Raw genomic sequence first — 12307 nt, forward strand, 5'->3', positions numbered from 1 at the left:
GATGGAGAACTTCGTTCTGGAGCTTCAGGAACTGCCCGCCACCGACGACCACCAGGACCTCGAACCCATGCGGTGTTGCGACACCTGCGGCCGCAGTTCCTGGGTCGTCGACGTCGAGGACGTCGACTGAACCGCTGAACCGCTGAACCGCTGAACCGCTGAACCACGAGTAAGCCGCCGGGTTCCGTGCGGGTTGGCATTCCCACCCGCACGGGACCCGGTTCGCCGCGAACAGGCAGGTATGCGCCGCGTGTTCAGCTCGGGCCGGCGGTTGCGCGGGTCGAGGTGCCGGTGGAGTCGGCATCGGCTTCGGCGTCGGTGTCGGCGTTGGCGTCCGTGCCGGTCGGCGACGTCGTGGTCGGCCGGTCCCGCACCGAGACCAACACCAGCACGATCGACAGCGCCGAGCCCACGGTCAGTACCGGCCACACTCCGTGTCCGAACCGGATGAACAACCACCCGCCCACGACCGGCCCGACCGCCGCGCCCAGGCTCCAGGCGAAGTGGAAGCCGGCGATGTAGTGGCTCTTGAGCCGCGCCGGCCCGGCCACCACCGGATAGGCCGTGGTCGCCGGACCGCCCAGGATCTCGCCGACGGACCAGATCAGCGTGCCGAGCAGGATCACGGCCGGGCCGAGCGGCAGGCCGTACATGCCCACGCCGACGCCCACCAGGACCAGCGCCCAGGCCATGGTCAGCCGCTGCGACCACGCCTGCGCGTACTTGGTCATCAACAATTCGAACGCGATGACGATGAAGCCGTTCAGCGACACGGCCAGGGTGTACCAGAAGATCGCCACGCCGCTGTCCTTGACGTCGAGCGGCAGCGTCGACAGGTACTGCACGTAGACGACCCCGAAGAAGAAGATCGCGGTCAGGTACAGCATGTAGCGGCGGTCACGGATCATGGCCCGATACCCACCGCGCCCGACCCGTTCGCCCTCCTCGCCCTCCTCGCCCTCCTCACCCTCCCCGCCGGCCCCGGAGTTCGCCTCGCGGCCCGCCGCGCCCGGCTCGGCGGAGCGGGGCGGCAGCGTCACCCATGCGAGGGTCGCGTAGCACAGCGCGACCGCCGCCTCGACCCAGAAGACCAGGGCGTAGCTGTGGCCGGCCAGGTTGTACAGCGCGAACCCGAACAGCGGCGCGACGGTGACCCCGAGGTTCAGCCCGAACCGGTACATCGCGAAGATCATCACCTGGCGGTTCGCCGGGGTGAGGTCGGAGAGCAGGGTGGCCGACGCCGGGCGGTACAGCTGCCCGGCCATGCTGACCAGCGCCACCGCGACCAGGATCAGCCCGAACGACGGCAGGTACAGGATGGCCGCCAGCGGCACGCTCGCGCCGACCATGCTCACCACGCTCGCGTTGCGCGCGCCGAGCCGGATCGACAGTGCGCCGCCGAGGAGCACGCCCACGATCGCGCCGCCGCCGTACACGCCCAGCGCGAACGCCGCCTGCCCGTCCGAGTAGTCCCGCGAGGTCAGGAACAACACCAGGAAAATGTTCAGGAAGGCCCCGAGGCGGTTGATGAACGCCCCGGTGAGCAGCGTCTTCGCCGGGAGCGAAGCCTGCCGGAAGGTGGCCACCACGGCCACCTCGTCGTTGTCGTGGCCCTTCTCGCGGGCGACCTCGACCACGTCGGTCAGCCGACGACGACGCGGATGGCGGCGCGCACACGTTGCTCCAGGGCGTCGAGCCCGTCGGGCGTCGGGGCGTCGATGAAGAACGTGACGGACCGGTCGTCGGAGTCGGCGAGCGGGGTCAGCGACGCGCCACGCTCGCGCAGCACCAGTACGGCGCGCAGCGTCGGTTCCTCGCCCGGCGCGCCGGGCTTGATGTCGGGCCACACGCCGCTGGCGCCGATCCATTCCGGCCGCACGTCCGGCCAGTCGAGGACGACATCCTCCAACGTGCCGGGCCGGTGCTCCAGGTAGACCTGCCGCGTGTAGCGGTGCGGCTGCGGGTAGTTCGCCGGTTCGCCGAGCGCGACGCGCAGGATCTCCGGCTCCAGCGGTCGCCCGGTGGCCAGTTGATACAGCGTCAGCAGTCCGTCGCCGGGGGTGCGCGCCGCCACCTCGATCAGGCGCGGGCGACCGTCGTCGCCGACCCGCCACTCGGAGTGCGCGATGCCGTGCTCGAACGCGAGCGCCGCCACCAGTTGCCGATTGGCCGTCACAAGCGCCTCGCGCACGTCCTCGCGCACGCTCGGCACGCTGTGCGCCATCTCCACGAAGGTGTGCGCGTGGCTGTCGGTGGTGACCTTGTCGGTCACCGACGCGAAGACCACCTCGCCGTCCTGGATCAGGCTCTCCACGGAGAACTCCGGGCCCGACACCTTCTCCTCGACGAGGACCACCTCGTGATCGGGGTACGTCGCCAGTTTCGCGCGCAATCCCGCCACGTCCGCCACCGTCTCGACGCCCGAGCTGGACGCGCGGGAGGCGGGTTTGACCACGGCGGGGAAACGCACCGCGCCGAGGTCGACCCGCTCGCGCTCACCGGCTGGAATGGTCAGCGACGCCGGGCCCAGGTCCGGGGCGTACCAGCGCTGGAGGTACTTGCTGCGGCAGGCGCGGCTGGCGCGCAGCCCGGGCGAGCGTACGCCGAGCCCGTCGGCGAGCAGGCCGGTCGGCTCGGCGAGGTAGTCGCCCACCGCGTAGGCGCCGACGATCGTGTACGCCTCGCGCCAGGCCGAGGTGCGCGCGATCGCGCCCGCGACGAACGCGCCCTGCACGGTGAAGTCGCCGGTGACGTAGGCGATCTCGGTGATCTGCGCGGCGGGGTTGGAGGTGTCGGCCATGGCCTCCGTCGCTTGCGCGCGGTAGGACTCCGCGGTGATGACCAGGATCTTGAGCCCACGCCCGGAGAGTTCGGTCAGGTAGAGCGGATTGCGGCGGATCACGGGAAAGGAGCCGGTCAGGATGAACGCCTGGGGCCGGTCGGCCGAATCCCGCGACTCGAACGGTGCCTGGGTCATGGTTCCGTGTCCTCCTGGATCGGGCGGTTCCGGTGGTCCGGGTGGTTCCGGTGGATCGGGTGGTTCGGGTACTCGGGGTGGTTCGGGTGCTCCGAATGGTTCGGGTACTCGGAGTACTCCGGGTGCTCCGGGTGCTCCGGGTGGTTAGGGTGCTCCGGGTGGTTAGGGTGCTCCGGGTGCTCCGGGTGCTCCGGGTGCTCCGGGTGCTCCGGGTGCTCCGGGTGCTCCGGGTGCTCCGGGTGGTTAGGGTGCTCGGGCGGTCCGGGTCGACTTGCGCCGCTTGGGCCGTGACGACGACCGGTGTTCAGCCCGTCCGGTGCCGCTCGGCGAAGCGCCAGTCGACGCCGTTCGCGCGTAGGAACTCCAGCCACCGGCGGGCATCCTCGGCACCCTGGGCGGCCTGGCGCAGGCCCGCCGGCACCCGCCCGGCGAGGATTTCGGTGATCCCGTACGCCAGCGGCAGGGACACACACCGCGCCATCGCGCTCTCCTCGGCGTCGCCGACCGTGTCCAGCACGTATTCGCCGTGCCAGCCCGCGCCGTTCGTGCCCTCGATGTCGAGCGCGACGGCGAGTACGACCCGGTCCCGGTCGGCGTCGGTGGTCGGATACCGGGCGGCGAGTTCGTCGGCGAGCGCGGCGATGCGGTCGCCGTCGCCGGTGCGCACGGTGGCGAACACGTCCTCCCACGCCCGCAGCCAGCCGTCCAGGCGAAGCGTGCCCCGGACGAACACGCGCGCCCGCCAGTCGGCCGGGAACGCGTACTGGGTGAGGTAGGGCAGGCTGTCGCGGTTGGGGTAGGCCTCGAACGTCTCGCCGTCGAGCACGAGCGGACGCGTCGCCGTCCACGGGAGGTCGACCACCTGCTCGGCGCCGCCGTCGAGGTAGCGGGCCGGCGCGCGCAGCGCGTTCAACACCCCGCGCGGCGCCCAGCTGAACCGGTAGCGGAACTCGTTGGACTCGGCCGGGACTCCGCCGCAGTACGAGGTGAACTCGACCGTCGCCGGGCCGTCGCCGACGACCTCGCGGCCCCTGGCCACCAGCAGGTCGGCGAACAGGTGGTCGATGCCCGGGTCCAGGCCCGCCTCGGTCAGCACGACCAGACCGGCCTTCGTCGCGGCCGCCGCCTCGGACACGATCTCATCGGACACGTAACTGCTGCACGCGAAGTGGGCGCTGCGCTCGATACACAGCCGCAGCAGCGCCGGGTGTTCGCTCGCGGGCAACATCGACACGACGATGTCGCCGGGACGCAACTCCCCGGCCAGTCGGTCGAGATCGTAGGTGTGCGCGGCGGCGCGACCGGTCAGGCCCAGCCGAGCCAGGCACCGCTCGGCCTTGGCGTCGGTACGGCCCCAGACCAGCAGCCGCTCGGCCCGGTCGGCCACCACACGCAGTCCGCTGCCGGTGGACAGGCCGGTGCCGATCCAGTGCACGGTTCCGCCGGCGGGTGTCGCCTCAGACATGGACGTTCTCCGTTTCCAGGCCGTTCGCCTCGCATGCCTCGCGGAAGACCCGCAGGCAGCGCTGCCAGGGTTGCCCCGGTTCTCCCAGGGTCAGTAGATGGGGTGTCAGTTCGGCGGAGAAGGCGGTACTGGCCTCGCCGGGAAGCAGCGACGGCAGGTTGTCGATGGCGATCACGCCCAGCGGGTCGCCGACATCGGCCACCATACGGACCGGCTCGCGCCAATCGGTGATGTCGTCGTAGACGGGCAACACATTGTTCCCGGAGGTGACATCGCAGGTGACGTCCGCGATCAGGGACAGTCGCCGGGGCCGGGACCGGAGCGACGCGAGGGTGACGAACGGCGGGGTCGGCGTGTTCACCAGCACGGCGTTGACGAGGATGTCGTGATCGAGCAGCGCCGCGTGATCCAGGGACCGGGTCTCGGCGACGTCCCAGCAGGTCGGCTCGATGCCGGCGACCGCCAGCGCGTCGCGCGCGCCGCGCCCGCACCGGCCCAGCGCCCCGACGACCAGTACGCTCGGCTGCGCGCCGCTCGACGTCTCGCGCAACACCCGGTCGAGGTCCGCCTTCGGGCGTGGTCGCAACGGCGGATCCAGCCGGCCCCGATGGCGGAGCACCGCGAGCGCCGCGCCCACGTATCCGGCCCAATAGCCGAAGGCGGCCAACCGCCGCCCGTCCGCGTCGGTGAGGTATTCCAGGTCGAGCAGCGCACCGGCGCCCGCCGTGAAGCGCCGCAGCAGCGCCTCGGCGTCACGCTGGCCCTTGTACGCGTGGCCGAAGAACACATGCCGATGCCGCAAAGTCGGCGGCTCGTCCGGCAGTTCCTTCAGGCCCACGACGAACTCCGCAGCCGGGGCGGCCCGCCAGCTCCCGGCCTCGGCGGCCACGCAGCCGGCGTCCAGGTAGTCCCCGATCGGGAACACCCGCTGCGGCGAGTGCTCGACGGTGACCGTGAAGCCGTGCGCGACAAGCCGCGCGGCGTCGACCGGCACGATCGGCGCGCGCCGCTCGCTCTCGCGCGTCTCGTGCCGCAGCGTGATCCCGATGTCGGTCGTGCGCGGGCGGGGATCGGCCATGTGCTGTCCTCCGGGTGCGGGTTGCCTGTTCGTGGTCGAGCGGGGTCGGGGTCGGCTCAGATGACCAGGTCGGCCAGGTCGTCGGTCCCGCCCGGGGACGAAGGGCCGCCGGATCCGGTGTCGGGTTCGGTCGGTGGATCGCCGGCGGATATGCGCTTGAGCAGCGGCTGTTCGAGGAAGTACGCGAAGGAGGCGTAGCCGCGCCAGACCCTGCGCCACTGCTCGGCCACCGCCGCCTCGCCCGCGGTGCGCCGCACCCGGTCCAGGAATCCGACGATGATGTCGGCGGCCTGTTTGGCGTGGCCGGCGGAGAAGTTGTCGATGGTCAGGTGGGCCTGTTCGTAGCAGTCGTCGATGCCGTGCCGGCGCAACTTCTGGATCTCGTGCAGCCGCATCTCGCCGGAGCCGAACATCTCGATCGCCAGGTTGTAGCCCAGGATCTCGTTGTGGAATCGATCGGGGAACAGGCACATGCACAACTGCTGGATCGCGAAGCCGTAGAGGTCGTCGGGGAGTTCGTTTTGCTCGATGAACGCCTCGTCGCGGATGTGCGGAAGTTCGATGCCCGCGCTGGCCAATACCCGGTGGGTCAGCGTGATGTGGTTCTTGCGCAGGTCGCCGTTGCCCATCTCGTCGGCGTAGATCCTGAACAGCATGGCGTCGGTCTCGCGCTCGTCGTGCCCGAGATTGCCGAGGCGGTGCAGCCACGCGCCGTCGATGAGGTAGGTGAGGTAGTAGGTGGACTGCCGGAACAACACCTCGTCGCGGTCCGGGATCTCCCGCAGCGGTTCGTAGGGGTCGACCAGCTTCTCCCAGTAGACCCGCTCGGCCCGCTCGTACAGTGCCCGCGGGCTGTAGTCGAACCAGGTCGCGTCGGTGTACCGGCCGCCGGCGCCGTGGACGAACAGGATCTCCGCGTCCCGGAAGCACCGTTCGGCCCGCTCGGCGGCGATCGGCAGCGTGTTGGCGAAATTCTCGATGTTGACCAGGCGGTGGAACAGCTCGCGGTGGTCGAGGGGTTCGGCCTCGGCGATGACCACGTCGGCCGGGTCGCTGCGCATGATCGCGGTGCGTCGGCGCTCGGCCGCGGCGTCGCCGGCGGTCTCGGCGGAGATCTCGACGGCCGGCCGTTCGCCCGCCTGTACGCGCACCGCCCAGGCCCGGAACGTGGCCGCCTCGTGCTCGTCGAAGATCCCGAACATCGGCCCGCCGAAGCGCATCGCGTCCAGGAGTCGGCAGTCGCCGTTGCCCGGCCCGCGCAGGTATGCGGACTCGCGCAGGTCGGTCAGGAATTCCGCGAGGTCGATCCGGGCGGCGCCGAAGACGTCGGTCAACGCCTTGCCGCCGACCCGGGTGCCGCCGTGTTGGCGGCCGGCGAGCGGGGCGTGGCGCGCGATGATCGCGGCGACCCGCGACTCCAGGGTGCGGCCGGCGTGCCAGGCCGCGTGCTCGGCGAGCATCGCGACGTGCTCCCGCTCCAGCTCCAGGGTCAGCCGCACGGCCGTGTACAGCCGGCGGCGCGCGGCCGGTCCGGCCAGGGCCAGGTGTTCGGCCAGCACTTCGCGCAGGGCCGGCTCCGGCAGCAGCGGTGCCTTCTCGGTGAGCAGGTCGTCCACGCCGAGCGCGAGGAAGGCGTAGTGCACGCCCGAGACCTCGGGCAGGAAGTTGGCCGGCAGCCGAGACAGGGCCAGGTAGAAGGCGGCGTGCAGGGCGGTGAGCGGGCGGATGCGGGCCCGATCCGCGAAGTCGGCCGCGGCGAACTCGGGCAGGAGCACACCCGCGTCCTCCAGCGCGCGCCGGCGCGACCGGGCCTGGCCGCGTTCCGGGTTGCCGCCGCCGCGCAGCGTCAGATGGTGCGCGAAGAGGCGGTTGACCACGACGGACGGCTGGGTCGCGGGCTGGGAGAGCGTGTCCAGCCAGCAGCCGGCCGCCAGCGCCAGCGGCGCACGCCCGCGCAGGGCTTCCGCGTACGCCTCCGGACCCGTTCGGGTCAGCGCCGCCAGGGCCTCGGCGGACTCGGCCCGGGCGGACCGCACTTCGGCGGCGATCGCCTCGGCGAGCATGCCGGCCTCGGCGTCGAGCGCGGCCTCGGCGCCGAACGCGGCTTCGGCCGAGGCATCGTCGACGCCGTCCCTCGCATCCGCCCCCCGGCCGCCCGCATCGCCCAGGAACGCATCCAGCACATACCGGGCGACCAGAAGCGTCGACTCGGACTCCTGGTCGCGCAGCAGCACGCGGAACAGCTCGACCGGCTCCGCGCGCACCGCCGCCCGGGCCTCGTTCCGGGCGGCGCGGCCGAAGACGAAGGGCCGGTGCGGCAGCGCGTCGACGGTGTCGGGCAGGACGAAGGGCACGAAGGCGCGGTCGGGGCCCGGCGCTCGCGGTGCGGTGGTCATCCTGAGCCTCCAGCTCGGGCGTTCGGTGGTGTCTCGGCCGCGTTCATACGCCGGCCCGGCGCAGCAGCACCCCGATCCGTTGCCCGGGGACGCCGGCGGCCAACAGGTAGTGCCGGCCCGGTTGTACGTGTCCGGCCTCGGCCCGGTCGACCAGGTTGATCAGCGGGTCGGCGGCGAAGCAGTGGCCCACCCGGGTGATGTTGTCCAGATGGAGCTGGGCCGGGGTGAAACCGGCCTGCCGTTCCTTCATCACGATCACGGGCTTGAAGATGTTCGCGTGCATCAGGCCCGCGATGTCACCCGGCTTCATGCCCAGGGGGGTGAGCAGGCGCTCGTTCACGGTGCGGGCCAGGTCCGCGCTGATCTCGTTGGAGTGCGCCAGCCTCCTGCGGTCCTCGGCGCTAGCGCAGGCGAGGATCTCGTAGCCGCCCTCGATCTCGCCGTCGGCCGTCACCAGGCAACTCGCCGCCCCGTCGCTGAACAGTGCGTAGCTCGCCATGCGGTCGTCCTCGTGCGCGGCGCTGTCGGTGGTGACCACCAGTACCCGTCGGTGCCGGCCGGCGCGGACGAACGCGGTCGCGGTGTCGATCGCGGCCAGCAGGTTGACGCAGCGGTTCATGTTCTGCCCGTAGAAGGGCACGTCGCCCAGGCCGGCTTCGGCGAGGAACGTCTCCATGAACGCGCCGTGCCCTTCCGAGGGTCCGGGCACGCGGGTGGAGCACAGTACGACGGCGTCGGCGTCGCTCGCGCCGGCGCGCAGCGTGGCCGCGGCGCTCTCCGCGGCCAGCTCCGCGAGGCCCCGCTCGGTCCGGCGTACGCTGCCCCAGCCCCACAGGTCGGGCGCCGGCGCCATTTTGAACTCCGCGGCGCGCGCGGGCAGATTGCCGATGCTCGTGTGCGCGACCTCGAACTCGCCCAGGACATAGCGGGGTTGATGCAGATAGGCGGTCACTTCGCTCACGCGTCCTCCTCCGCCGCACCGGTCGGCGCGGACATCAGCGTGTTCGCCTCGGCGTAGGGCACGGCCTCGGCGACGAAGCCGAACGTCCCGTGTTCGTGCACCTCGCGCGCGGCGCGCAGGAAACCGCCCAGCGCGGCCCGGGCGAACGCCGAGCCCAGGCTGATCCGCCGGGCGCCCAGCTTCTCCAACTCCGGGACGGACAGCGCCGGTCCCACTCCCGCGAGCACGTTGACAGGCCGGTCGAGCACCGAGCACACGGTGCGGATGGCCTCGACGTCGGGCAGGCACGGCGCGTACAACACGTCGGCGCCCGCCGCCTCGTACGCCCGCAGCCGGGCGAGGGTGTCCGCGAAGTCGCGGCGGCCGTGCAGGAAGTTCTCCGCCCGTGCGGTCAGCGTGAACGGGAACGGCAGCGCCCGGGCCGCCGCCACGGCGGCCGCCACCCGCTCCACGGCCGGCTCGATCGCCAGGATCGGGTCGTCCGGATCGCCGGTGGCGTCCTCGATGGAGGCGCCCACCAGGCCCGCCTCGGCGGCGAGGCGGATCGTCTCGGCGATCTCCTCGCCCGAATCGCCGTAGCAGCTCTCCAGGTCGGCGCTGACCGGGTTCGGCGTCGCCGCCACGATCGCGCGCGCGTTGTCCAGCGCCCGACCACGGTCCAGCAGGTTCACGCCGTCGGAGTGGCCCAGTGCGAAGGCCAGTCCCGCGCTCGTGGTCGCCAGCGCGGTGAAGCCGAGCCCCGTCAACAGGCGGGCGCTGCCCGCGTCCCACGCGTTCGCCACCACGAACGCTCCCGCGCTCTCGTGCGCCTCCTTGAAGGCGAGGCCCCTGCGGTACTGGTCAGCCGGGTCGAGCAGCATTGCCGTTCCTTCCGATGCGTTCACGCGCCGGCGTGTCGACGCGCTCGTGTCCTGGTGTGCGGGTGGAGTCTCAGATCACTTCGACGTGCTGGTCGGCCCGAACCGCGTTCAGCAGCAGGTCGATCACCGCCGAGGGCCCCTTGTCGCGGAAGTGGAAGTGGCCGCCGTCGACCCAGTGGCACTCGGGTGGGTGCACACACTCCTCTTCCCACAACGCGACCTTGTCGGGGGACAGGTAGGGGTCGTCGCGCCCGGCGATCACCGTGACGCCCACCGGCAGCGGGGCTGCGGCCGTGTACTCGTATCCGGCGGCCATCCGGAAGTCGGCGATCACGCCGGGCAGCAGCAGATCCAGAACCTCGTCCTGGGCCAGCACCTCCGGGGGCAGCCCCTCGAAGAACTCCAGTGCCTCGGCGAATTCGCGGCCCTCCAGGGCGGCAAGCCGACACACCCGCTCCGAGGGCGCGAGCGAGGGGGCCGAGACCCCGGAGACGAACAACCGGCGCAGCGTGGGTACATCGCGCAACCGACGCGCGGTCTCGAACGCGACGAGGCTGCCCAGGCTGTGCCCGAACAGGTACACCGGCCGGGTGGCGTCGGCGCCCGGCGTGCCGGCCCGAGCCCGGATCGCCGAGGCCGCGCCGTCCGCGAATTGCGCCAGCGTCGGTCGGGCCTCGCGGGCCCGGTGGGCGCGGCCGGGCGGGCACACGGCGACCAGTTCGGCCTCGTCGCCCAACTCCGCCTGCCAGGTCAGGAACGACCGCGCGTCGCCGCCGGCGTGCGCGAAGCAGTACACGAGCGGGATGTGTGCGGCGGCATGGTCGCGCGAGACGAACCAGCCGTCGCCGGTCACGGACACACTCACGCGATCACCTCCGCCGACGTGGACCCGCCGGGCGTCGCGGGCGCGCGCAGCGAGAACGAGTGGGTGCGGTTCAGCGCCGGATCGCCCGGCCGCACGTGCAGTTCGCCGAGGTCCGGCCGCAACACCACCGCCGCCACGGTGCGTTCCCGGCGGATGTCGCCGTTGCCCTCGACCCGGATCGGCGCCCGCGACAGCAGCGCGAAGTGTGCCTCGACGCCTGCGTCGGGCGGCAACTCGCCCACCCGGGTCCGGCAGGCGTCCAGCCGCTGCCGGGAGAAGTTGCGGGCGAAGACGTTGAGTTCGTCGGAGGCGAGGAAGTCCGGGTGCAGGAAGTGGTTGGTGTGCATGCTCGTCGAGGACACGTTCACCCGCTGCTCGTCGTCCAGGATCTCCACCCACGCCGTCTTGCGGGCATCGCACAACACCAGGTTGCGCGAACTCGCGAGCTTGAGCGTGCGCAGGATCCGCACCGCCTCGTCCACGTCGGCGGCGCTGTCCAACAGATGACGGATGGCCAGGTACGGCGGCAGTCCCGGCCGCCATCGGCCGCCGAGCACGAGATTGAGCCCGACCGCCAGGCCGTCGCTGTTGATCCCCAGATAGCCCAGGAGGCCACCGAAGCCGAGCACCAGGACCCGGCGGGGCGAGCCGGTCCGCGCGATGTCCAGGACACAGATCTGGTCGTCCAGGTCGCCGTTGAGATCGACCGTCTGCGCCAGCACCGGACCGGCCGCGCCGGCGACGGCGTACGTCGTACAGTCGCCCATGGTCGGGATGCGCTGGTATCCCATCACCTCGCGCCGGATCTGCAGCAGCAGCGCCTCGTCGGCATCCAGCCCCGCGCCCTCGGCGAGCCCGCGCAACTCCTCGGCCAGCAGCGGCGTCCGGGCCTCGATCTCGACCCGGTACGCGTCCAGCACGGGCCGCAGCGTCGCCCACGACACCCGGTTCGTCCCGACCCGGTTGAGCCGGGCCATTCCGTCGTCGAGGAAGGCCCGCAGGCTCTCGGCGCGCTCGGCGCCGTGCCGCCGCCCGCACGCGAAGGCGTCGCCCCGGGCCCGCACCACCGGCACCGCGAGGGTGTCGGCGGTCATGCCTGCCCCGTCGGCCTGGTCACCTTGGGCCCGGCGAGCAACTGCTCGCGCACCGAGGGCCATTCGCCGCGCAGCACGCTGTAGTAGATCGCGTCGCGCCGCCGTCCGCCGGGCATCGGGTTGAAGCTGCGCAGCACCCCCTCCTCGGTGGCGCCGATGTTGCGCAGTCCCGCGCGCGCCTGGAGGTTGAGCACGTCGGTCTTGAACTCCACCCGTTCGGCGTTCAGTTGTTCGAACGCGTGCTCCAGCATGAGGAACTTCGCCCAGCGGTTGACGCCCTTGCCCCGGAACTCGGCGCCCAGCCACGACCAGCCGATCTCCAGCCGCCCGTCCGGTTCGGCGATGCTGCAAAAGCTCATGCTGCCCGCCGTGCGGTCCACCGATTTGTCGATCACGTTGTAGACGACCCGGCGACCGGCGGCCTGATCGGCCAGCGCCGCGTCGAAGAACGCGTCGAACTCGGCGTCGGTGGCGATGACCAGCACGAAGTAGCGCCAGATCTCGGGGTCCATCGCCTGTTTGCGGAACGCCTCGCGGTCCTCGGGGACGATCGGGCGCAGCAGGACGTGCTCGTTCTCCAGTGTCGTCGAAGCGGTCTGCACCCACGTCAT

Annotated in this window: 11 protein-coding genes; 1 reads left to right on the top strand and 10 read right to left on the bottom strand. The window is 71.8% G+C overall.

The features are described 5' to 3' along the window. The first annotated feature begins 1 nt into the window (after position 1). Positions 2 to 130, top strand: a complete 129-nt coding sequence (locus B4N89_RS52765; protein ID WP_268812563.1) for a hypothetical protein — start codon at positions 2 to 4, stop codon at positions 128 to 130. Positions 131 to 254: 124 nt separating this feature from the next. Here B4N89_RS52765 and B4N89_RS35080 read toward each other — a convergent pair whose 3' ends face one another. The 10 genes from B4N89_RS35080 to B4N89_RS35130 form a co-directional block, all read right to left on the bottom strand. Beyond that, positions 255 to 1637, bottom strand: a complete 1383-nt coding sequence (locus B4N89_RS35080) for an MFS transporter (protein WP_078980492.1) — start codon at positions 1635 to 1637, stop codon at positions 255 to 257. Positions 1638 to 1642: 5 nt separating this feature from the next. Continuing rightward, complete coding sequence (locus B4N89_RS35085; protein ID WP_078980493.1) at positions 1643 to 2977, bottom strand: ATP-grasp domain-containing protein; 1335 nt, start codon at positions 2975 to 2977, stop codon at positions 1643 to 1645. A gap of 304 nt (positions 2978 to 3281) precedes the next feature. Then, the gene (locus B4N89_RS35095; RefSeq protein WP_078980495.1) at positions 3282 to 4442 is read right to left on the bottom strand and encodes a saccharopine dehydrogenase family protein; all 1161 of its coding nucleotides are present in this window, start codon (positions 4440 to 4442) and stop codon (positions 3282 to 3284) included. Further along, positions 4435 to 5520, bottom strand: coding sequence for a saccharopine dehydrogenase (locus B4N89_RS35100; protein WP_078980496.1), 1086 nt, complete (start codon positions 5518 to 5520; stop codon positions 4435 to 4437). The genes B4N89_RS35095 and B4N89_RS35100 overlap by 8 nt, the downstream gene beginning before the upstream one ends. A 56-nt stretch (positions 5521 to 5576) precedes the next feature. Further along, entirely contained in the window at positions 5577 to 7916 is a 2340-nt protein-coding gene (locus tag B4N89_RS35105) for an iron-containing redox enzyme family protein (RefSeq protein WP_078980497.1), read from the bottom strand. A gap of 43 nt (positions 7917 to 7959) precedes the next feature. Beyond that, entirely contained in the window at positions 7960 to 8877 is a 918-nt protein-coding gene (locus B4N89_RS35110; protein WP_078980498.1) for a 3-oxoacyl-ACP synthase, read from the bottom strand. Then, a complete protein-coding gene (locus tag B4N89_RS35115) occupies positions 8874 to 9737 on the bottom strand; it encodes an isocitrate lyase/PEP mutase family protein (protein ID WP_078980499.1) in 864 nt (287 codons plus the stop codon). Before B4N89_RS35115 ends, B4N89_RS35110 begins: the two co-directional genes overlap by 4 nt. Positions 9738 to 9807: 70 nt before the next feature. Continuing rightward, positions 9808 to 10602 (bottom strand): thioesterase II family protein, encoded by a 795-nt coding sequence (locus tag B4N89_RS35120; protein WP_235619091.1) that lies wholly within the window; start codon positions 10600 to 10602, stop codon positions 9808 to 9810. Further along, positions 10599 to 11696 carry a C45 family autoproteolytic acyltransferase/hydolase gene (locus B4N89_RS35125; RefSeq protein ID WP_078980500.1) on the bottom strand — a complete coding sequence of 366 codons (1098 nt, stop codon included), beginning with the start codon at positions 11694 to 11696 and terminating at the stop codon, positions 10599 to 10601. The genes B4N89_RS35120 and B4N89_RS35125 overlap by 4 nt, the downstream gene beginning before the upstream one ends. Then, positions 11693 to 12307, bottom strand: coding sequence for a GNAT family N-acetyltransferase (locus B4N89_RS35130; RefSeq protein WP_078980501.1), 615 nt, complete (start codon positions 12305 to 12307; stop codon positions 11693 to 11695). The genes B4N89_RS35125 and B4N89_RS35130 overlap by 4 nt, the downstream gene beginning before the upstream one ends.

It is taken from the genome of Embleya scabrispora (genome assembly GCF_002024165.1).
Taxonomy (GTDB): Bacteria; Actinomycetota; Actinomycetes; order Streptomycetales; family Streptomycetaceae; genus Embleya; species Embleya scabrispora_A.

What these genes read in the sequence shown, in the direction of transcription:
- B4N89_RS35105 (WP_078980497.1), bottom strand. Translation starts at nt 7,916, where the DNA reads ATGACCACCGCACCGCGAGCGCCGGGCCCCGACCGCGCCTTCGTGCCC.
- B4N89_RS52765 (WP_268812563.1), top strand. Translation starts at nt 2, where the DNA reads ATGGAGAACTTCGTTCTGGAGCTTCAGGAACTGCCCGCCACCGACGAC.
- B4N89_RS35085 (WP_078980493.1), bottom strand. Translation starts at nt 2,977, where the DNA reads ATGACCCAGGCACCGTTCGAGTCGCGGGATTCGGCCGACCGGCCCCAG.
- B4N89_RS35125 (WP_078980500.1), bottom strand. Translation starts at nt 11,696, where the DNA reads ATGACCGCCGACACCCTCGCGGTGCCGGTGGTGCGGGCCCGGGGCGAC.
- B4N89_RS35095 (WP_078980495.1), bottom strand. Translation starts at nt 4,442, where the DNA reads ATGTCTGAGGCGACACCCGCCGGCGGAACCGTGCACTGGATCGGCACC.
- B4N89_RS35100 (WP_078980496.1), bottom strand. Translation starts at nt 5,520, where the DNA reads ATGGCCGATCCCCGCCCGCGCACGACCGACATCGGGATCACGCTGCGG.
- B4N89_RS35130 (WP_078980501.1), bottom strand. Translation starts at nt 12,307, where the DNA reads ATGACGTGGGTGCAGACCGCTTCGACGACACTGGAGAACGAGCACGTC.
- B4N89_RS35115 (WP_078980499.1), bottom strand. Translation starts at nt 9,737, where the DNA reads ATGCTGCTCGACCCGGCTGACCAGTACCGCAGGGGCCTCGCCTTCAAG.